Source organism: Micromonospora sp. DT68, from assembly GCF_049847245.1.
GTDB lineage: Bacteria > Actinomycetota > Actinomycetes > Mycobacteriales > Micromonosporaceae > Micromonospora > Micromonospora profundi.
Map to the genome: position 1 here is coordinate 35,137 of NZ_JBNCNZ010000004.1, position 20,678 is coordinate 55,814.

A 20,678-nucleotide genomic window follows, 5' to 3' on the forward strand; every position below is an offset into this window, starting at 1 on the left:
GCTCATGATTCGGATCAGGTGCTAGCGAGGGTGCTAGCGCTAGCAGGACGGGCCGCTAGCGCTAGCACCCTCCGCAGTGGTTAGCCGGCGGACCGCTTCCGGTCACGCTCCGCGATCGCGGCGAGCACGTCGGGGTGCTTGATGCCGCGCCGGGTGGTGGCCTTGCCGTCGATACGCCGCCCGACGTCGCCGACCTTCACCGCCGGGTGGGGCTTGAGCGCGGTGGTGAGCTGCGCGGCTTCCCACCCGCCGTACACGTCGGGCCGCAGTTCGGCCAGCAGCGTGCACAGCGTCTCGTTCCACACCGCCTTCTCATCACCCGGCCACACCCGCGCCAGGTCGCCGAGGACGTCGGCGACCGGGGCCACGTCGCGGGTCTGCTCGTCCAGCTTCGGCAGCGTCCCGGCCGTGGTCCGCAGCGCCACCGCGCGGGCGACGATGCGGGCGGCGGCGGTGGTGTCGACGTAGAACGACCGCACCGCCGACGCCTTCGCGCCGAAGCCGCGCAGGATGCCCCACCCGGCCTCGGCCACCGGCTGGAACACGGTCGCCCGGTAGCCGTTCTTGTACGCCGACGTCCCGAGGATCATGTCGTTGGCCGTCTGGTCGGCCACGGACAGGCAGAAGCGGGAGTTGACGTTGCGGGTGATGCCGGTCGGCAAACTGTCCTTGTCGGGGATCTGCGTCCCGATCAGGATGATCACACCGAGCGCCCGGCCAAGCTTGATGACCTTCTCCAGGATCTCTCCGGCTTCCTTGCCGTACTTGCTGGTCATCAGCTCTTGCAGCTCATCGAACCACGCCACCAGGGGGTGAAGCCCAGACCCCTTGAGCGACGCCAGTTCCGGGGTCACCTTGTTCTCCGGGGCCTTGCCCAACCTCGCGTAGTGCTCGATGCGCTTCGAGCGGCGGCGGCACTCTTCGTAGAGCCACTCGATGAAGGCGAAGCAGCGGGCGAGGGTGTCGTCATCGAAGCCGTTGCCGTACTCGGCCATGACCGGCTCAAGGACGGCGAAGTCCCCAACACCCTTGAGCTCGTAGCCACGGATCTCGGTACGGGCGTCCAACGCGGCGGCCAGGATCAGATCGCGCAGCGCGAACGTCTTCCCGGACCCGGGCTGCCCGCCGAAGAGGTAGTTGCGGAACATCAGGTCAACCGCAACCGTGTCCAGGCGGGGTGTGGTGGCGAACGGGAACGCTGTGAACACGTCCACCTTCGCCGACTCCGACAGCAGCGGCCACGCGGGTTGCTTCATCTGCGACGCCGGCTCATACCCGACCCACAACGCCAACCGGCCCGTGTGACCCGGTGCCGGCTCGGGCCACACCTGATCAAGCGGCAACCGCATCGCCGAGGCCAACCGGCCGCGCCGGGCGACCACCTCGGCGGCCTCCACCCCATACGGCAGGTCCACCACGGCCAGGTGCCCGGGGCCGTCGCGGTGAATGTCGACCGGGAAGCTGATCGCCTTCGGGTCCTTGGCAACCGCGCTGTTGATCGCCGACAGTTGCAGCGACGTCAACGCCCGACGGACCAGGTCGGCGGTCAGCTTGCGGTAGCGGGTGCCCTCGGTAACCCGGTCAGTCAGCGGCTTGTCCGCCGGTCGGCCGAGCGTGGCCAGCAGCGGCACCACCACGGCGAGGGCGACGTAGCGCCACCACGGCGGGCCGAGACTGAGCACGATTGCCCCGGTCACGGTCGCGCCGGCACCGGCGGCGAGCACCCACCACCGCCACACGCTCTGGCGCTGCCGACGGGCGTCGAGCTTGAGCCACACGTCCGCCTCACCGCGCGTCGCGGCGGCCTGCCGCAGGTGCCAGTTGCCCTCTTCCGCGCTGGCCCAGTGCACCGCCCGGCCGAGGCCGCGGAACAGCCCAACCGGTGCCCACACGACGGTTTTCGCCGCGTACTTCGGCAGCCGCACGGCGTGGTAGGCGGTGACGTAGCCGGCATCCTTGCCCTGGTGCCGCGCGGCGGCGCGTAGGCCACGCCACGAACGCGCCCACTCGGCCAGGATCGGCCGGCGCTCCCGCTGCCGAGCCAACACGTCCGGCGGAATGTCCTCGGCCGCGTCGACCAACCCACCGACGCGCTCCGGCCCGTCATCGACCGTCTCGGCATCCCCGTCGTCCTCGACAGTGGTGTCCGCGTCGGCCGGCGGGCGGGGGCGAGGCACCCGGCGGGCGCGGGCGTCGTCCAGGTCGACCACCTCGGCACCCTCCCCGGTGGTGAGGTCGTTTTCGGCGGCCTGCCAGTCGAAACGGTCGCCGGGCTCGTTGTTCGGGGCGCTCATCGGGACTCCTTCCCGGTGCGGATGACAGCGATCGGGGCGCACAGACGGCCGTAGGCGTCGATCTGCCACGGCGTGGTGCGGATCAGGCCGCGAGCGGCGAGGGCTGCGGCAACGGCGGTGAACTCCCGCTCATCGGGCCGGTCGTACTCCTGCATCCGAAGTGGCAGGTCGACCCACTCGGTGCCCTGGTTGTAGTCGATGAGCAGGATGTAGCCGCCGCACGCGGCGGGGGCGATGGTGGCGCGCAGCGGTGTACCGAGCCAGATCGGGCGGCGGGGCCGCAAGCGGGTCGCTGCTTTCCGCAGCGCTCGCAGGGGTGACAACATCAGTGATCTCTCCTGAAGGTGTGAGTGCCGGATGGGAGGGCCGGCGGCACGGCATCGGTTTCCAGGCCAGGGGCCGTGCCGCCGGGCGGAACTAGTCGTGCGTGCGCACCAGGTGTGCGAGTGCGGCGCCCATGCCGAGCACCGCGACGGGCAGGCAGGCCACGGCGGTGGTGATCCACCACGGGGCCGAGGTGACTCCGGCGGCTTCGAGCAGGTGGTAGGCGACCTGGCCGAGCGCGCCGATGGCGAGGGAACCGAGGGCGGACCACTTGGCGAACCGGCGTGCCCGCTCGGGCACCCGGCCGGACAGCCACACGTAGAGCGCGTACGCGCCGTACGTCTCCACCCCGATCGGGAGGGTGATCGCGCTGTTGATGGAGAAGCTGTCCCAGATGCCCGGTAGCGGGTGCACGATGCCGAACCCGGTGAGTCCACCCAACCCGACCCACCCGGACCAGATCGCGACGAACGCGGGTAGCGCCAGCAGCACCACCGGCCACACCACCGCCGGACGGGATGCCTTAGCCGGCGCGGGCGGGGTGGGCGTGTCCGGGCGACTGACCGGCGCGACCTGCTCGACCGGCTCGGGCGGCGTGATCTCCGGTGCGGGGGTCGGGTCCGGTGAGACCGGCGGAGTGGGCTCGGGTGCGGCCAGTGCGGGGGTCGGGTCCGGCGTCACCGGCTCGGTGGTGTCGGCCGGCGGCGCGGCGGGCGTGGTCTTGAGCAGCGCGAGCAGTTCGCCGGCCTTGGGTGCGCCGATGCGGAACTCCCGCATGAGCCGGTTACGCGACGGGAACGCCTCCCCGTCGGGCAGGTCCAGCGCGCGGGCTGCCGGAAGCAGGTCTTCGATCGGTTGGGGGTAGCGGGTGCCGTTGATGGTGGGGGCGGTCATGCTGCGTCCTCCTGGGGATAGGCACAGTCGACGCACTCGCCGAGCGAGCGCGGAATGACGTAAGGCCGGACCGTTTGGCAGGTCGGGCAGGTGCGGCGGGCGGTGAGTGCCTTGCCGATGGCGGCGCGCTGCGCGGGAGTCGCGGTGCGCTTCGGCGCCGCCAGGTCGACCCGGTACAGGTAGGCGGTGCGGGTGCCGCCAACACCACGCCAGAGCACCTGAGCGGCGACCGGCTGACCACCGGGGCGCAGGCCAGCGGCGGTCAGTTGGCGGCGGGTGGCGTAGCCGGGCGGGGCACCTTTCCACCAGTAGGTGGGGATGCCGTACCGCGTGCCGTCCGGGTCGAAGTAGGCGGCGCGGATGCGCGACATTAGGCCGCGCGGCGCGGGTCGGTACGGGTAGCGGTGTCGGCGGCGGCGCGGGTGACGCGGGCCTCGGCCCGGCGCAGCCGACGCCAGTCCAGCGGCGACGGGCCGCCGTGGTCCTCGGCGTAGAGCAGCGTGATCTCGGCGTCCAACAGGTCCAGCTCGGCCGCGATCAGCGGCCACTCCGCGTCGATCGCGGCCAGGGCGGCAGCGGTCGGCTCGGCGGCGGTGGTGGGGAGTTTAGTGATCACTTCGATCGGTTCCTTCCAGAACGGCGAGAACGCACAGCCGGCGGACAGGACCGGCAGTGACGCTCATCGGGTGCCAGCGGGGCGAGCCGGTCGCACCGGTTGCAGGTACGCCACACGGCGCTGCTCTTGGTGGTCACTCGAACGGCAGCGAAGACGCTCACGGTCATGACGGCTCACCTCCACAAACGGGATCAAGGACGGGAAAACCCGGGGTGAGGCCGCGCACCAGAACGGCGCGACACCCCACCCCGGGGCAGATGCAGAGAGGCAGAAGACGTTCCGCGCGCCAAGACCCGACCGCTCGGCCCGCTCGCTCGGGATCTACCGAGGTCGGCCACCGTGTGACTCAAGGCGGGAATACCGCAAGCCAGATCAAACGCGGCGCTTCTGCTCTGAAGTTCTCAATGACCAACCGCACAGCGGGACGTAGGCGCGCAGTGCTGTTGCGCACTGCCTTCCCCGGACCCCAACCGACGGACTACAACGTGGCGTTGTATTTGTGACGCTACAACGCCACGTTGTATTCGCGCAAGCACCCGTACCACGTAGGCTTGTACTGATGACTGACGCTGACCTGCCCGCCGACTGGTGGACGACGGACCACGTACGCACCTACCTGGCTTCGGTAGGTGCCCCGATCAGTCGCGCAACCTGGGCTTCTTACGTCTCACGTGGGCAGGCCCCCGCGCCTGACCGGTTGTTCGGCCGGTCCCCGGCGTGGCAGCCCGAGACGATCCGGAAGTGGCAGGCCGAGAGGCCGCGTAAAGGCACCACGGGCTAGGTCGGATCATCTGGTGCCTCCTGTCCTCGGCTCCCGTCTACGGCGGCACCTTGCTCGCCTGCCAATGAGACTGCCCGCCGAGCAGCGATCCAGGCAGGTCCTACGCACGGACACGAAGGACACGCCCTATGTCCACTGAGGTCCCACGGCAGTACAAGCCCAATCTCGTGCTGGTCAACCGTAGGAAGGCGGCCGGCTGGGAGTCGCGCAAGCGCGCTGCGCGAGAGCTGCACCGCGTCGGCCAACAGCGCGGCATCCGCGAGACGCCCACGGTCGAGGCCATCGAGAAAGCGATGTACCGCCACGAGACCGGGCGCGTAGCGGTCACCGACCCGATCTACCGGCAGCTCTACTGCCTGGCGTACGACGCAAAGCCACACGACCTGTTCGGCGAGTTGACCGGCAGCGCCGAGGATCGCCCGCACTTCACAGCGCGATCCCACAAGTTCGTGACGGCGTTCGTCGGCGCTGAGGGCGCTGCCCGGCTACGCGAAAGCGCCGGCTGCACTCCGGCCGCCAAACAGTGGCACACCTGCTACTCGACTCCCGTCGAGCACCCGGAGGGCGATTGCATCCTCTACGTCTGGCCGTGCGGGTCGGCAATCTTTCACCTTATCGAGCACGTCCAGTTGTCCACGATCGCAGCACTCGCCGCATGGCGAGAGGTGTCGTACGGCGACAACATCAAATGGGCTACCGACTACCTCACACCCGTCGCACCCGCCGAGGACGAGTCTGCGGTGTACGTCCTCGGCGCTCACTGGGTTACTGAGCCGGCGTGGTCGGCTGAGCTACTGGATAGCGCGCTACGCATCATGTCGACGCCAAAGGTGGTGCTGCACCGTGGCCGCGCCCTGGACGACGAACACCTAGCGCATGCCGAGATGGTCGAGCAGTCGTTGCTGTCCGAGGCGTACGACCACGTAGGCATCGAATCCTTCGGCGTACCTGGAATCTCGGTGGGCTACGCCTCATGGTCCGGAGTCGTGTACCACCCGATCTCAGCCGGTCGTTCCTTGACGGAAGCCGAGATGGTCGCCTGTGAGCTTGCGATTCAGTCCATGTGGGCTTATAGCGACGCGATTGCCCGCCAGGTAGAGCGAGGGCGAGATCCGCGGGTGCCTGCAGAGCACGGATGGCGCTACCTTCGGGGAGTGCGCTCCCGACTCACTGTTTCCCGACTGTGGGAAACTGGACAGCATCAGGCGATGCGTCGAGCGATCCTGCGAACGAGTGACCTGATGCCAGCCCTAGACCAAGCCATCGAAACCCTCCGCGATACGGATCGAGGTTGAGCCAATGACAACGGGTCGCCCTGTGCTTGTCGTGACCGACATGCAAAACGGCTTCGTACGCGAGCAGTCGGCACACATCGTTCCTGTCGTCGCCGAGTTGGTGCAACGTTGGCAGGCAGCCGGTGGCGACACGCTTTTTACTCGGTACTTGAACTACCCTGGCAGCCCCTTCGAGCGCTTCTTCGGCTGGAAGCGGCTTCAGACTTCGCCCGACATTGACATCGTTCCTGAGGTGCGCCCGCACGTGGATCGGGGCGTAGTGCTTGACAAGGAAATCTACAGTCCGTTCACGGCGGACGGAATCAAGCTATTCCAGGGAATGGGATGGAATGAGTTCTACTTCTGCGGAATCGCGACTGAGAGCTGCGTCTTGAAGGGAGCAGTAGACGCATTCGAACGAGGTTTCACGCCGTGGCTCATCTCGGACGCATCCGCTAGCCACGCGGGCGAAGAGGCGCACAATGCCGGACTACTGGTTGCCCGAAGGTTCATCGGGCCTCGCCAAGTCGTGACCCAGGCAGAAATACAGTTCGACTTGTAATCATAAGATCTCTATTCCAGACTTCCCATAACGTACAAGTCAGAACCGTTGCCCACTATCCCTGCATGAGCGATATTGAGAAGCGCTTCTAGCAACTCTGTGCGAAGGGTATCGGCAGAAGCAGCTGTTTCCTCCTCCCTCCGACCTAAGGCTTCATCGTAAAGCCTCTTACTCATATGTGGCTGGACTACCAACACCTTCGTTCGGGCACGAGGATCCAGGGTGCCCAGCATCTCGATAAGCTCCGCCCGGTCATCCACTCTTTCCCCGAAACGCCAACTCGCAGGGCGATCGACCGGGCTTTGCGACAGGCGCTTGATGAGCGTATCGACCGTAAGATAACGAACATTCTTCTCGGCCTGGCTAATGACTACCTCGTAGGGACCGACCGCTACCTTACGATTTCGATGATTAAGCTTCGCGCCCTTAACGTGCAGAAGGCTAAGAATCCCGTCGTTGCTCAGGTGAATAAAGTCCGCTACCTCGCCACTGCCGTCATCGCAGGTGAGCCAACCATCGCCGAAGCGTCTCGCAATCCAACTAAATAACGAGTCATCTGCCGCCGACCCAATTTGGTCGTGGATCTCCTGAGGGCTTCTTACGGGCGGCTTTTCTTTTGATATATCGAAGCCGGCGAAGTCCTCCCAGATCCAATTAGGGAACACGACTGCACTACGATGTTGCTTGTACACAGCTTTCATTAAAGCCGTATGCCCCGACTCGTAGTAGATAGTAACCAGATCGTCCGCATAGCGGTTTAGATCGTCCAGGATGTGCCTTACGGGTGGTGGGTTGGTGGGCTCCCCATGAAGCCCGAACCTTAACGATAGCGATTTTGCTCCCACGTGTATGCGACCGCTTAGAGTTCCGCAGATCGCTCCATTCTGACCGACATCGACATGAAAGCTCGATGATTTTCCTATCGCGCGCACGTCGATAAAAGCGTGCTCCAGTCGATCAGCAGCCTCTAGCAAGTCATCATCTGCGTCACCCCTTGCCTGAATGTCAGATCGAGGCAGGGTTGAAATATCGAACGCACCCCGCACTTCGGCGAGATCTCGCTCGTGCGTGCAAAGAACCGGATACGGATTATCGAGGCTGATACCGCGTTCCGCGATGCCTTCGATTAGATTAAGCACATCTGCCACATTGGCGAAAAAGATGTCGGGCGTTACGGGCTGCTGATGCCATATCTGGGATTTCCGGGGAGTTAACCCGATAATCCCGCGAAGGCTTTGCAGTCCTTCACTTGCTGGAAGCAAGGCGCGTGCAGCGCCCATAGCAAACGTTCCATCGACGGCGTGAAGAAGCGCGTCTTGCAGACGAGGACCGCTCAGGTGTTTCGAGTTCGCTTTGGTAGATCTCGGTGCGTGTACGCCTCGAAGCCACATGCTCCGCGCTTCACCCTCAGCCAAAAAAGCGGCGTTCAGAATACCTTCACTGATGCGCCTAAAACGCGGCCTGGGGCTCCTGTCAAGCCATGCCTGAATTGCTGATATCAGCGTCTTCGAATCGCTGTGTACGGCTGCCAGTGGACCCTTCCTCATGAGTATTACTAAGCTATGTGCCGTGTCCACGAATAACGACCCGTACTTGGCCCACGATGGTGGGCAATGCTCCCGAAAGATGTAGGCAGCCGTTTGGTACGGTTCGCTATTGATCCAAAATAGTTCATCGCTGTCGACCGAAGAGTAGTCGATGTTATCGGCGACCAGCTCTTTGCTGCTACTTCCCCTTGCCTTTAAGCTAAGGCGTTTGACCTCATAGAGAAGGCGCTCAAACCCTCGCTTTAGATCATCGTCCATGATCGTTAGAAGCAGCAGAGTGAAGCGCGGTCGCGCTTCGGTGATCAACACCCGGGGAAGATCAACCTCATCCTGGTCCACATACGGAGCGTAGTGCGTCAAACACGCCGTGGACTAGAGCGCCTTGGGCCGATTGTCCTACCGGCGGGCTTGCCACTTCAGGTCGTTATCTCGGACGCCCGGGATATCCAGCCAGCCGAAGTCACCGGAACGGCGGAACGATCCGGCCCGCCAACCCCGGCTTACCCGCGTCGGGTCGGGCCAATGACCGACTTCATGAAAGCGGCATCCGTGTCGTCTCAGTTGTCGTCTCGTTCGGCCACGTCCGAAATCGTTCGGCCAAGTGCCGCTAGCTGCGACCGCTGGTGCTTTGGACGACAGCGGCTAGCGGTGGACATGACGCAACAGACTTGGAAAGCGTGCAGGGCCTACGGCTTGTGATGCTCCCGGTGGTAAGCCAGCTGTGCCCAGTCCACAGAGTGGCCGGCCACGAGCCGGAGCTTCCCTAGATCGGCAGCCGTACCCGCATGCCTGACAACGCCGTCGGTGTCGACGTAGATGGCGCCGGTGTCGAAGAGCAGGTGATCGTTGGGGCAGAGGCAGAGGACGTTGCTCGCCACGTCGAAGCCGTTGTGCGGCTTGCCCAGCGCGCGTATGTGTGCTGCCTCTGCGTACGGGCCAGCCGGCGTCTGTAGCCCGATGCCGCAGACCTGGCACCTGTATCCGTGCAGGCGCTTCACCTCATTGGCAACGGCCGTACTTCTAACCAAGCGCTGGATGATGGCCGCGGTGCGCGCGGCAGGCTTGCCTGTAGCGCCATGGGCGCCCGCGGGCGGCGGGTCGGCGCTTTCGAGCGCGACCAGGCGGTAACGCCAAATCTGGAAGCCATCCTTGCCGGTGTCACGCCAGTGATCGACCACCCGGAACAGCCCGTCGTACCGGAGTCCAACCTTGGGGGAGTAATCCGGGTCGCCGCCGGCGCCCCTGACCACCCGGACCGGGTTGCCGTCGATCTGGCTACGAGCGAGTCCGAGGTTCCCGCGGGTTAGCTGCTGGTCTGCGATCTGCCGCTTGGTGGCTGGGTCATTGCCGCCCTGACCTGTGTAAACGATCTCTGTGTCGTAGTCCTCATCATCCACGTAGCCGCCCGATACCACGATGGACTCAGCGCCGTCCTTGCCTCCGCATATGCCGGCCTGGTTCGGCCGGTGCACTTGGGAATCGGCGAGCTCATCCCGGTTCTTGAAGGTTGAGCCGGGTGGGTAGCCAGGGATTTCGCCGTAGGTCCGCTCGGAAGCCATGGCGGCACGATAGGACAAGGGGCGGACGTTCGCGGAGCGGCGAGGCGCCGGTGTGGCAGTTGCGGTCTCAGTTGCGGTCTCGTTCACCGCGGTACGCGGGTGTTTGCCGCCAGTCGTCAGGGATCAACACGCCTGTTCACGGCCACTACCGGACCACGGCGGATACATGATCGCAGACCTCGAAAGCGTGTGAGGGTTTACGCCCTCCGCGGGTTCAAATCCCGCCGCCACCGCCAGTGAACAGCGAGAACGCCCGGCAGATCCGCGAGGATCGGTCGGGCGTTCCGCGTTCTGTCCCACGATTCAGCAGGGGCCTGCTCCCTCGTCGAAGAAGCGGCGGGCCCAGTCGGCGTACCCCGCGATGGTCTTCTGGACCGTGCGCCCGTCGTGCAGGAACAGGTACGCGCGGTCGCCGGTGCGGGCGAGCAGCCCGTCGAGGCGGTGTGTCCCCTGTGGAGCGGGCAGCCTGGTGACAGTTGGGTAGCGCGACCAGACCTGGTCGACGGGTGAGCCGGCAGTTATGCCCTCGGGTGTCCGCATCGGGTCGGCGGCCCACAGCAGCACCAGTTTGGTCTCCACGAAGACAGGGCTCACCGTGTCGTGGCCGGTGAGCGTCAGCCCGCAGCCGTCCAGGTCGGTACGCAGGATGCCCCGGCGGGTCAGCTCGTCCTCGGTGTCGCCGAACTCGATGTTGCGCAGGCCGTTCAGGTCGACGACCTCGTTGGTGGCGGGCCAGTTGGCCGGTGTCGACCCGGGTGGTGGCGCGCCGCTGCCGGCGATCGAGGCAGCAGTCATCAACGTGGCAATAAACGCGAATTGTCGCAATTTCATGGAATCCCCCCGGTCCCCAACGGGAGCGGGCCGCTCAGGTTGCTGCCAGTCGCCGGATTACTGGTTTTCCCACTGCTCGACCAGCTCGTCCCAGTAGTCGGCACTGAGCCTCCGCCGCCCGTGCGCCAGCCAACCGTCGGTGCTGCGCTCCAGGTGCAGGCCCACCTCGGCGAACGGATCGATCCACGCGCCCCGCTCGACGCCGAGCCGGAGGAGTGCCGCGTTTATCGGCCACTGCTCACGCGGCCCGTCCAGCACGTCGTCGAAGCACGGACCCCACGACACCGCGCCGCCGAGCCACACCATCGCCGACTGGTAGCCGGCGCCGCCGCCGAACTCCGCCTCGACGTACGCCACCGGGCCCAGACCTGACCATCCGCTCAACAATTCGGTCAGCACCGGCGACAGGACCAGGCCGAACGGATGCTCTGCGGTGCGGTCGTCCACCGCGAAGTCCGGCAGTGACCCGGTCAACTCCACCACCAACTGCGGGGTCACCGGCATCAGCGCGAAGTCCTGCCGCAGCTCGCCGAGGACCGCGTGGTCCAGCTCGACGGTGTGCTCGCGGAGCAGCTCGGCGTCCGCGACGACCGCGCTGAGCTGGTAACCCATCGAACCCTCCGCCGTCCACAGCCTGTGGATAGAACATGTGTACGACGGGGTTGCCCGGCGTCGATATCCCGGACCGTACCCCGGGGGCTGCCCGTACTTCCCGGCGGCAGACTGTACGGTCGGGCAATGGCTGATCGACTGACCGTCCCCGGCATGCCGTCCCTGCTCACGCCCTCGTCCGGCGGGCTGTGGCGGGTCGACGAGTCGACCGGTGCGGTGACGGTGTCGGCGGAGCCGCGCACGGACATCTTCATCGACCCGAGCGGCGATGGCGTCGAGGCGGGCGAGGGTCCCGCGCCCGTCCTCAACGCGGCGACGCTGCTCGGTGACCTGCCCCCGGGCGGTGATTTTCAGTTCAGCGCCCGGGTCACGGTGGAGTTCGCCTCGACCTTCGACGCCGGGGTGCTCCTGCTCTGGCGCGACGAGCGGTGCTGGGGCAAGTTGTGCTTCGAGTTCTCGCCCGAGGCCGAGCCCATGATCGTGTCGGTCATCTGCCGAGGGGTCGCCGACGACGCGAACGCCTTCGTCGTACCCGACCGGACGGTGTGGCTGCGGGTCTCGCGGATCGGCCGGGTCTACGCGTACCACGCGTCGGCCGACGGCACGACCTGGCAGTTGATCCGTGTTTTCGGCTTCGACGGCGACCCGTCCGGCGACCGCATCGGGTTCGCCGGCCAGTCGCCTACCGGCGAAGGGTGCAGCGCGACCTTCGATGAGATCAGCTTCCGGCCGGAACGGCTCGCCGACCTTCGCGACGGCTCCTGACGCAGGTCGCCGCCGTCCACAGCCTGTGGATAGAACATGTGTACGACGGTTCAGGCGGTCGGTCAGGTACGCCAGATCGAGACAGCGACTTCGCGCCGCCGCTCGGCGAACAGGCCATCGCGTGCCGTCGCCGCCAGGAGGTGCCGCAGGTCCGCCTCGAAGGCGGGAAGACGATCGCCGAACAGGTGCGGCGCCGAACTGGACAGCGAGAACACCGCCGCGACGACCTCGTCGACACCGCGTGCCACGACCATCCCCTGCTCGATCGTGAGATGGGTGGGGTCGGTGAAGCCCGCTTCCCGCATGATCTCGTCCTCGCCGCCAGGGGTGCCCGCCGGCAGCCAGCCCTGCCCCGCCCGGCGGACCGGGCCCAGATAGCTGGCGACCAGGTCGTCGATCTGCTGCCAGGGCGGACGGGGGTGCGGCAGCGGATCGTCCCCGGTCACGCCCTGGTGTGTGTTGGCGTGGACATGGGCCCACGCCCCGCCGGACGCGAGCATGTCCCGGACCCGCCCGGCCACCAGCGGTCGATCCATCCAGTGGAACGACTGGGCGAACGTGACCAGCCGGAACGTACCCAGGTCGGCAGGCAGGTCCTCGGCGCGTAAGTGTCGCCACTGGACGCTTGCCAGTCCCACCTCGCGCGCCCTGCGGCCCGCCTCGGCGAGCATGTCCCGGTCGGCGTCGACGCCTACCGCCGCCTCGAACAGGGGTGCGAGCAGCAGCGTCAACGACCCCGGCCCGCAGCCGACGTCCAGGAGCCGGCCGGTGCCGTCGAGGCCGAGTTCCTTCGCGACGGCGTCCGCGAGGCTGGGCGGGTAGGGCATGCGCCCGATGCTGTAGTGGCTGGCGCTGCCCGCGTACAACGTCTCGTCCCACTGCCATGCCGCATCGGTCACGGCATCGATGAGACCACAAGACGAACGCCCGGCCGACCGATAATGGTCTGCCGGGCGTTCGTGCTGCTCAAGCGAGCGGAGGATACGAGATTCGAACTCGTGAGGGTGTAAACCCAACACGCTTTCCAAGCGTGCGCCCTAGGCCTCTAGGCGAATCCTCCGCGAGCCAGGATACAGGCCCTCGTCGGCTGGGCCACCCCACCACCCCCTGAAGATCGACGGGCCGTCGGGTAGGCTGGGCGTCACCTCCCGTGCGGCGGTATCTCGTGAACCTCCCCAGGGCCGGAAGGCAGCAAGGATAAGCGAGCTCTGCCGGGTGCACGGGAGGCCTTTTTGTCTGCGGGCCGGTTGATCCACTCGACATCCTTGATGTCGGGGTGTCCCGGGCCTGCGGACACCCCGATTTCCAGGAAGCCGAGTCGATCAAGCGCGGCAACCTCCGGCAACCCCAGCGCGCCGGGGTGGTGGGTGGTCACCCGCGCCCGACCGGCGCAGAATGGCTCGGTCGAGAGGAGGCGGGACGAGTGACGCTGGCGCTCTACCGCAAGTACCGGCCGCGTACCTTCGCCGAGGTCATCGGTCAGGAGCACGTGACCGAGCCGCTGTCGCAGGCGCTGCGCAGCGGCCGGCTCAACCACGCCTATCTCTTCTCCGGCCCACGTGGCTGCGGCAAGACGTCAAGCGCCCGGATCCTGGCCCGCTCGCTCAACTGTGAGCAGGGCCCCACCCCCGAGCCGTGCGGCAAGTGCGAGTCCTGCCGCTCGCTGGCCACCGACGGCGCCGGCTCCATCGACGTGATCGAGATCGACGCCGCAAGCCACGGCGGTGTCGACGACGCCCGTGAGCTGCGCGAGCGCGCGTTCTTCGCGCCGGCCAGCAGCCGCTTCAAGATCTACGTGATCGACGAGGCGCACATGGTCTCGACACAGGGCTTCAACGCCCTGCTCAAGCTCGTCGAGGAGCCCCCGGAGTACGTCAAGTTCATCTTCGCCACCACCGAACCGGAGAAGGTCCTCGGCACTATCCGGTCGCGGACCCACCACTACCCGTTCCGGCTGATCCCGCCGAAGGTGCTCCGCCCGTACCTCGAGCAACTCACCCAGGCCGAGGGCGTCGCCGTCGAACCGGCGGTCTTCCCGCTCGTGGTCCGTGCCGGTGGCGGCAGCGCCCGGGACAGCCTCTCCGTGCTCGACCAGCTCATCGCTGGCGCCGGCCCCGAAGGCGTCAGCTACGCGCGGGCCGCGGCCCTGCTCGGGGTCACCGACGCCGCGCTCATCGACGAGATGTGCGACGCGCTGGCCGCCGGGGACGGCGCCGCCGCGTACGCCACGGTCGACCGGGTGGCCGAGGCCGGCCACGACCCACGCCGGTTCGCAGCCGATCTGCTGGAGCGGCTGCGCGACCTGATCGTGCTCCAGCAGGTGCCCGACGCCGCGGCGAAGGGCCTCATCGACGGCCCCGCCGACCAGATCGAGCGGATGGCCGCCCAAGCCTCCCAGCTCGGCCCGGGCACGCTGTCCCGCTGCGCCGACATCGTCCACGACGGCCTGGTGGAGATGCGCGGCACCACCGCGCCCCGCCTGCTGCTGGAGCTGATCTGCGCCCGGATGCTCCTGCCCGGCGCCGACGACTCCACCCGCGGCCTGCTCCAACGCCTGGAACGCATGGAACGCCGTCTCACCCTGACCGGCACCGACGCGCCGCCGGCCGCCGCAACCAACCCGGGGGTACGCCCACAGCACGCCCCTCCGGTTCCGGCTGCCGCCACCCCCGTACCCGTCGCCGCCCCGACCTCCGCACCGCCGTGGTCCGTCGACCCAGTGACGTCCACGGCGCAGAACACCGCTGCCTCCGGCGTTGCCGATTCCGGCCCTGCCGCATCGCATGTTTCTGGCCCGCACGCCTCGGGGCCCGCTGCCGCGCGCGCGGCTGCCGCGGCTGCTGGTGCTGGTTCGCACGCGCCGGCCTCGGGTGTGGTGGGCTCGCACGCTTCCGGTGTCGACTCGCCGATCGCGGTGTCGCCCGGCGCGTCAGCCGGCGGGCAGGCAGTCGCCGATCGGGCGGTACCCGTCTCGCCCGCCGGGCCGGGCACCGGTTCGCCGACCCCGCGCCGCGTGGTGCCGCCGTCGGCGGTGCTACCCGACCCGGCGACGCCCGAGCCGCCCCGACCGGGTGCGCCGGCCGCAGCCCTGGACGCTGTCGCGGTCCGCCGGGTCTGGCCCGACGTGGTCGGCAAGGTCAACCGGACCAACAAGCGGATCGCGGCCCTCATGCGCGACGCCGTGGTACGCGAACTCGACGGCGACATGCTGGTGTTGACGGTGAAGTCGACAGTGCTGGCCAAGATGATGGCCGACCACGCGGCGGTGCTCACCGATGCGCTCTACGAGGAGTTGGGCGGACGCTGGCAGATCCGCTGCGAGGTAGCCGGCGAACGGGGCGCTGCGTCGCTGTCCGGCCCGCCGCGCTCGCAGCCCGCCGCACCGGCCCGTCCCGCCGCCCCGCCGGCCGCACCCGCCGAGCCGTCGGCCCCGCTGGCCGCGCCCGCCGAGCCGTCGGCACCGAATCGGTCTGCCGCAGCAGCACCGCCGAGCGCTCATGCCGCCGCGCCAGGCACGGAGCCGGCCGCGACGAGTATGAACGCCCCGGCGGACGTACCGGCTGCCTCGCACATGCACGGCGCTGCCGCCGCAGGCGCGCAACCCACCTCGGGGGACGTGCACGCCGCGTCGGGCGCGCAGCCCGCGAGGAGCATCAACACCACTGCTGCACCGCCGAGCGCTCAGCCCACCGCGGGGACACCAACCGCCGCCTCCGGCCCGACCAGCGCGCCGCCTCACCCAGCGAATCCGACAGGCGTCGCTGGCCCGGGTGCCCATGGCGGCGTAACTGCTGCAACGGGCGTGCGCGGCGGCCAGGGCTCCGGCGGACCCGCCTCCGGTAGCCACGGCAACGGTGGCCTGGGCAACGGTGGCCTGGGCAACGGTGGCCTGGGCTCTAGTGGCCAGGGCTCCGGCGGCCACGGTGCGGGCCGGCAGGGTGGAGCGCCGCCCGCTGCTGCGGCGGATGACGACGACGACTGGCCGGAGGCGGCCCGCCCCGGAGGCGGTGCCGCCACTACCGAGGCGACGGACGACGAGGACTGGCCCGAGGCCGCCCGTCCAGGTGGCGCATCGGCCGGAAACGACGCGGGCACCGGCGCACTTGGCGGCTCCGGCTCGGCACCTACCGCGACCGGGACGCACGGCACGGGCGCCATCGGCACGGGCGCCATCGGCACGGGCGCCATCGGCGCGGGGACCAACGGCACGGGCAGCAGCGGTGCTGGCGGCCACGGCACCGGCGCGCATGGCGCTGGAGCAGGTGGTTCCGGTCCTGCTGCCAGCGGTGGTAACCCGGGAGCGCGGGGCAACTCGGCACCGGCGGCCCGGCAGCCGGCTTCAGCCGGTGGTGCCCCGGTGAGCAGCGCCATCGCCGCAGCTCGCGCGGCGGCTGCGGGGCGCGGTGCGCGTACCGGATCGGCAGCCCGGCCCACCGCGGACGCCGAATGGGCCGGCGAACCGCCCTACGACCCGGACTTCGACGGACCGCTGCGGGGCGGGCGGCCCGGCGGGGCGGCACCGGCGGCGACGCCCACCTACGAGGGGTTCGACCCGGGCGACGAACCGCTGGACGAGGTCATCGACGAGAAGACCGCGCGGGAGTCCAGCGAGGAGCAGGCGGTACGGCTGCTCCGCGAGACGTTCGGCGCCGAGAAGATCGACGAGGTCGACGCCCGCTAGCCAAGCCTCGCGGCGTCCCAACCTCGCTCGTCGATCATGGAGTTGTGGTGGGGGACAAAGCGCCCGTCGCGCATCAAGACGGGCACCACAACTCCATGATCGACGGGGTGAGGTGGGCGGGGCAGGGTTCGGGGCTAGGGGTTAGGCGGGGCTGGGGTTGTTTTCGGCTAGTAGGACTCCTGCGCAGCAGGCCCACAGGGGGAATGGCAGTACGGCTATGCGTTCCATGCCGCCTACCCCGATCCCTGCGCCCTGTTGGGCGGCGAACAGCACTGTGCCGACCAGCGCGGTGAGCCCGGCGGCGAGGGTGAGCCGCCGCCACCGGCCGAGCAGTGTGCTGCCTGGGGCGAAGCCCGCCAGGAGCAGGCCGACGTTGCCCACCCCCATGATCAGGAATGCGCCGAGGACGTGCAGGTTCTCGTCGATGTCGGCCGGGTAGCGGGCAGCGAGGGCGTACCCGATGCAGGCCAGCAGTAGCAGCGCCTGGGCTGAGCGGGCCACGCCGCCGCGACCGAGGATCCGCCAGGTCAGCAGGAGTCCGGCGGCGAGGAGTACGGCGGTGGCAAGCATCGCGGTGTTCATCAGCGGGTGCCAGGGCGAGCAGACGTAGCGGGGGCGGGTGGTGTCCCAGATCCCGCAGTGGACGTTGCCGAGGTCGCTGATGTTGTTGGTGCTCCAACTGTAGGTGGGGTCCTGCCAGCGCAGCCCGGTCACCAGGTTGGCGGCAAGGAAGGCCGGTGCCGCTGCCACCCAGCACAACGCGCCGACGTGGCCGGTGCGGTTGAGGTTCATGACGTCGAGCAGACCAGTGTGGCGGTGCCTGGCGCACTACCGCCAGATGGTCGATTGAGGGTGGTGGTAGCCGTACCCGGAGGTCGTTCCGGCTGCTCGGCGTGGGCGCGCGCACCGGGCGGGGCGAGGGCGGCCACAGCGGTTAGGCTGGGCGGCGGCCGAGCAGACGAGTGCGAGAAGGAGCCATCCGTGCGCCCAGGTGGACAGCCGAACATGCAGCAGATGCTGAAGCAGGCGCAGAAGATGCAGCAGCAGATCGCCGCCGCGCAGGCCGAGCTGGCCGAGGCCGAGCTGACCGGCACGGCGGGCGGCGGGTTGGTCACCGCTACCGTCTCGGGCTCCGGTGAGCTCAAGGCGATCAAGATCGACCCGAAGGCCGTCGACGCGGACGACGTGGAGACTCTGGAGGACCTGGTGGTCGCGGCCGTGCACAACGCCGCCGAGGCCGCGCGGGAGCTGACCGAGCGCAAGATGGGCCCGGTCGCGGGCGGCATGGGCGGCCTCGGCCTGCCCGGTTTCTGAGCCGGCAGATGTACGAAGGTGCCATCCAGGATCTGATCGACGAACTCGGTCGACTGCCGGGCGTCGGTCCGAAGAGCGCCCAGCGGATCGCGTTCCACGTGCTGTCGGCGGATCCGGCCGACGTCAACCGGCTGGCCGGCGCGCTGCGCAAGGTCAAGGAGCTGGTGCGGTTCTGTACGACCTGCTACAACGTGGCCGAGTCCGAGCAGTGCCGGATCTGCCGCGATCCGCGCCGCACCAACGAGGTGCTGTGCGTGGTCGAGGAGCCCAAGGACGTGGTGGCCATCGAGCGGACCGGTGAGTTCCGGGGTCGCTACCACGTGCTCGGCGGCGCGATCAATCCGCTGGAGGGGATCGGGCCGGACAACCTGCGTATCCGGGAGTTGCTGATCCGGCTCGGTGACGGGACGGTGCGGGAGTTGATCCTGGCCACCGACCCGAACACCGAGGGCGAGGCGACCGCCACCTACCTGGCGTTGATGGTGAAGCCGATGGGCATCGCGGTCACCCGGCTGGCCAGCGGGCTGCCGGTCGGCGGCGACCTGGAGTACGCCGACGAGATCACCCTGGGTCGGGCCTTCGAGGGGCGCCGAGCCGTCTGAGATCCGTGTCGTGCAGCCGATGGTCGGCACCCGTTCGGGTGCCGACCATCGGCACGTCATGGCCTCGTCACTGCCCGGAATTGATCTGACACCTGCATGCTCATCGGGCCGGTTCGACGTAACAGTTTGGCATCGTGGATTCAGATTGTTCGGCGGGGAGCCGCTCTCGCCTTCGATTCGAATGTCAAACGCCTGTTGGGGCACGATCCGATACCAACCGTCCACCCGCCTGTTTCCGGCTGGACGCCACGGGAGCTATGGTCACCGCCATCGGTGACCCCTGTCACCACGTTGTCCGTACCCCCAAGGACGAGGTGAAGCACGATGCGTGCACCCAGGCCGAAGGTCGCGATCGCGGCCGTCGCGGTCGCGGCCCTCGCGGTAGCAGGCTGCGCCGAGAGCAACCGCGACGACAGTTCCAGCGGCAGTAAGAAGGACACCCTCGTCTTCGGCGTCGCCGGAGACCCGAAGGTGCTCGACCCGAGCTTCGCCAGCGACGGTGAGTCGCTGCGTGTGGCGCGTCAGGTCTTCGAGACCCTGGTCCGGCCGGAGGAGGGCGGCACCAAGGTCAGCCCCGGTCTGGCCGAGTCCTGGACCCCGGACGCCGCCGGCACCACCTGGACCTTCAAGCTTCGGTCCGGCGTGAAGTTCCACGATGGCACCGACTTCAACGCCGAGGCCGTCTGCACCAACTTCAACCGCTGGTACAACGCCAAGGGCCTCATGCAGAGCCCGGACGTGACCGCGTACTGGCAGGACGTCATGGGTGGCTTCGCCGCCAACGAGAACGCGGACCTGCCGCCGAGCCTCTTCAAGTCCTGCACCGCCAAGGACGCGACCACTGTCGACCTGGCCTTCACGCGGGTCTCCAGCAAGATCCCGGCCGCGCTGATGCTCCCCTCGTTCTCGATGCACAGCCCGAAGGCGCTGCAGGAGTTCGACGCCAGCAACGTGGCCGGCACCGCCGAGGACGTCAAGTACCCGTCGTACGCCACGGAGCACCCGACCGGCACCGGCCCGTTCAAGTTCAAGTCCTGGGACGTCGCGAACAAGACGCTGACCCTGGAGCGCAACGAGGACTACGCCGGCAACAAGGCCAAGCTGAAGACCCTGATCTTCAAGACGATCTCGGACGAGAACGCCCGCAAGCAGGCGCTGCGCTCCGGTGACATCCAGGGCTACGACCTCGTCGGCCCGGCCGACGTCGAGCCGCTGAAGGGCGAGGGCTTCAACGTCCTCACCCGCCCGGCGTTCAACATCCTCTACCTGGCGATCAACCAGAAGGGCAACCCGAAGCTCGCCGACCTGAAGGTCCGGCAGGCGATCGCGTACGCCCTGAACCGTCAGCAGCTTGTCGACTCGAAGCTGCCGCCGGGCGCCAAGGTGGCCGACAACTTCATGCCCGACACCGTCGAGGGCTGGAATGGCGACGTCACCAAGTACACCTACGACCCGGCCAAGGCGAAGGCGCTGCTGGCCGAGGCCGGCGCGTCGAACCTCACGCTGAAGTTCCACTACCCGACCGAGGTCACCCGGCCGTACATGCCGAACCCGAAGGACATCTTCGAGCTGCTTTCGGCGGACCTGAAGGCGGTCGGCATCACCGTCGAGGCGATCCCGCTCAAGTGGAGCCCGGACTACCTGAACGCCACCACCTCGGGCAGCAAGCACGACCTGCACTTCCTCGGCTGGACCGGTGACTACGGCGACGCCTACAACTTCATCGGTACGTTCTTCGACCGGCCGAAGGACGAGTGGGGCTTCAACAACAAGGCCCTGTTCGACCAGTTCCAGGACGCCGACAGCACCGCTGACATCGCGGCCCGGACCGAGAAGTACAAGGCCTTGAACAAGTCCGTGATGGACTTCCTGCCGGGTGTGCCGATCTCGCACTCGCCGCCGGCGATCGTGTTCGGCAAGGACGTGACGGGCGTCAAGGCGAGCCCGCTCACCGACGAGCGGTACTCCACCGCCGAGTTCAAGTAAGTCTGATCTGACGCAAGGAACGCGGGCGGGCGCTGT

General features: G+C 68.0%; 18 protein-coding genes, 1 tRNA gene and 1 other RNA gene. 8 read left to right on the forward strand and 12 right to left on the reverse strand.

What is annotated here, in order from left to right; genetic code table 11:
* Window positions 1-80: 80 nt before the first annotated feature.
* The 5 genes from ACPXB1_RS08715 to ACPXB1_RS08735 all read right to left on the reverse strand — a co-directional run bounded on the left by ACPXB1_RS08715 (window position 81) and on the right by ACPXB1_RS08735 (window position 4,128).
* Window positions 81-2,294: a cell division protein FtsK gene (locus ACPXB1_RS08715; protein ID WP_425735037.1), complete on the reverse strand. Its 2,214-nt coding sequence runs from the start codon at window positions 2,292-2,294 to the stop codon at window positions 81-83.
* Window positions 2,291-2,620, reverse strand: coding sequence for a hypothetical protein (locus ACPXB1_RS08720; RefSeq protein ID WP_425735038.1), 330 nt, complete (start codon window positions 2,618-2,620; stop codon window positions 2,291-2,293). The genes ACPXB1_RS08715 and ACPXB1_RS08720 overlap by 4 nt, the downstream gene beginning before the upstream one ends.
* A 91-nt stretch (window positions 2,621-2,711) precedes the next feature.
* On the reverse strand, window positions 2,712-3,512 hold the full coding sequence (locus tag ACPXB1_RS08725; RefSeq protein ID WP_425735039.1) for an ABC transporter permease: 801 nt from the start codon (window positions 3,510-3,512) through the stop codon (window positions 2,712-2,714).
* Window positions 3,509-3,883 (reverse strand): RRQRL motif-containing zinc-binding protein, encoded by a 375-nt coding sequence (locus ACPXB1_RS08730; protein ID WP_425735040.1) that lies wholly within the window; start codon window positions 3,881-3,883, stop codon window positions 3,509-3,511. Before ACPXB1_RS08730 ends, ACPXB1_RS08725 begins: the two co-directional genes overlap by 4 nt.
* The gene (locus tag ACPXB1_RS08735; RefSeq protein WP_425735041.1) at window positions 3,883-4,128 is read right to left on the reverse strand and encodes a DUF6284 family protein; all 246 of its coding nucleotides are present in this window, start codon (window positions 4,126-4,128) and stop codon (window positions 3,883-3,885) included. The genes ACPXB1_RS08730 and ACPXB1_RS08735 overlap by 1 nt, the downstream gene beginning before the upstream one ends.
* A gap of 909 nt (window positions 4,129-5,037) precedes the next feature.
* Here ACPXB1_RS08735 and ACPXB1_RS08740 point away from each other — a divergent pair.
* Together ACPXB1_RS08740 and ACPXB1_RS08745 are read left to right on the forward strand one after the other, a co-directional pair.
* A complete protein-coding gene (locus ACPXB1_RS08740; RefSeq protein WP_425735043.1) occupies window positions 5,038-6,204 on the forward strand; it encodes a hypothetical protein in 1,167 nt (388 codons plus the stop codon).
* Between the two features lie 4 nt (window positions 6,205-6,208).
* Window positions 6,209-6,745: a cysteine hydrolase gene (locus ACPXB1_RS08745; protein ID WP_425735044.1), complete on the forward strand. Its 537-nt coding sequence runs from the start codon at window positions 6,209-6,211 to the stop codon at window positions 6,743-6,745.
* Between the two features lie 11 nt (window positions 6,746-6,756).
* Here the strand turns inward: ACPXB1_RS08745 and ACPXB1_RS08750 are convergent, their stop codons facing one another.
* The 4 genes from ACPXB1_RS08750 to ACPXB1_RS08765 form a co-directional block, all read right to left on the reverse strand.
* Entirely contained in the window at window positions 6,757-8,631 is a 1,875-nt protein-coding gene (locus ACPXB1_RS08750) for a hypothetical protein (RefSeq protein WP_425735045.1), read from the reverse strand.
* A 347-nt stretch (window positions 8,632-8,978) separates the two neighbouring features.
* On the reverse strand, window positions 8,979-9,851 hold the full coding sequence (locus ACPXB1_RS08755) for a YDG/SRA domain-containing protein (RefSeq protein WP_425735046.1): 873 nt from the start codon (window positions 9,849-9,851) through the stop codon (window positions 8,979-8,981).
* Between the two features lie 303 nt (window positions 9,852-10,154).
* On the reverse strand, window positions 10,155-10,646 hold the full coding sequence (locus ACPXB1_RS08760; protein WP_355630514.1) for a hypothetical protein: 492 nt from the start codon (window positions 10,644-10,646) through the stop codon (window positions 10,155-10,157).
* Between the two features lie 93 nt (window positions 10,647-10,739).
* Window positions 10,740-11,294 carry a hypothetical protein gene (locus ACPXB1_RS08765; protein WP_355630517.1) on the reverse strand — a complete coding sequence of 185 codons (555 nt, stop codon included), beginning with the start codon at window positions 11,292-11,294 and terminating at the stop codon, window positions 10,740-10,742.
* 126 nt (window positions 11,295-11,420) lie between these two features.
* Between ACPXB1_RS08765 and ACPXB1_RS08770 the strand changes: the two genes are divergently transcribed.
* Complete coding sequence (locus ACPXB1_RS08770) at window positions 11,421-12,059, forward strand: DUF1349 domain-containing protein (protein WP_355630519.1); 639 nt, start codon at window positions 11,421-11,423, stop codon at window positions 12,057-12,059.
* A 62-nt stretch (window positions 12,060-12,121) separates the two neighbouring features.
* Here the strand turns inward: ACPXB1_RS08770 and ACPXB1_RS08775 are convergent, their stop codons facing one another.
* Complete coding sequence (locus ACPXB1_RS08775) at window positions 12,122-12,958, reverse strand: class I SAM-dependent methyltransferase (protein ID WP_355590280.1); 837 nt, start codon at window positions 12,956-12,958, stop codon at window positions 12,122-12,124.
* A gap of 76 nt (window positions 12,959-13,034) precedes the next feature.
* Window positions 13,035-13,119: transfer RNA gene (locus tag ACPXB1_RS08780), tRNA-Ser, on the reverse strand.
* Between the two features lie 82 nt (window positions 13,120-13,201).
* On the opposite strand from ACPXB1_RS08780, the gene ffs reads away from it, so the two are divergent.
* Together ffs and ACPXB1_RS08790 are read left to right on the forward strand one after the other, a co-directional pair.
* Window positions 13,202-13,291: signal recognition particle sRNA small type (gene ffs, locus ACPXB1_RS08785), an RNA gene on the forward strand.
* A gap of 191 nt (window positions 13,292-13,482) precedes the next feature.
* A complete protein-coding gene (locus ACPXB1_RS08790; RefSeq protein ID WP_425735047.1) occupies window positions 13,483-16,740 on the forward strand; it encodes a DNA polymerase III subunit gamma and tau in 3,258 nt (1,085 codons plus the stop codon).
* A gap of 141 nt (window positions 16,741-16,881) precedes the next feature.
* Here ACPXB1_RS08790 and ACPXB1_RS08795 read toward each other — a convergent pair whose 3' ends face one another.
* A complete protein-coding gene (locus tag ACPXB1_RS08795) occupies window positions 16,882-17,532 on the reverse strand; it encodes a DUF998 domain-containing protein (protein ID WP_425735048.1) in 651 nt (216 codons plus the stop codon).
* A 213-nt stretch (window positions 17,533-17,745) separates the two neighbouring features.
* Here ACPXB1_RS08795 and ACPXB1_RS08800 point away from each other — a divergent pair, with 213 nt between their 5' ends.
* The 3 genes from ACPXB1_RS08800 (at window position 17,746) to ACPXB1_RS08810 (ending at window position 20,642) form a co-directional block, all read left to right on the forward strand.
* Window positions 17,746-18,054 (forward strand): YbaB/EbfC family nucleoid-associated protein, encoded by a 309-nt coding sequence (locus ACPXB1_RS08800; RefSeq protein ID WP_030489880.1) that lies wholly within the window; start codon window positions 17,746-17,748, stop codon window positions 18,052-18,054.
* Window positions 18,055-18,062: 8 nt separating this feature from the next.
* Window positions 18,063-18,656, forward strand: coding sequence for a recombination mediator RecR (recR, locus tag ACPXB1_RS08805; RefSeq protein ID WP_053654896.1), 594 nt, complete (start codon window positions 18,063-18,065; stop codon window positions 18,654-18,656).
* A gap of 324 nt (window positions 18,657-18,980) precedes the next feature.
* Window positions 18,981-20,642 (forward strand): ABC transporter substrate-binding protein, encoded by a 1,662-nt coding sequence (locus tag ACPXB1_RS08810; RefSeq protein WP_355590271.1) that lies wholly within the window; start codon window positions 18,981-18,983, stop codon window positions 20,640-20,642.
* The last annotated feature ends 36 nt before the right edge of the window (window positions 20,643-20,678 follow it).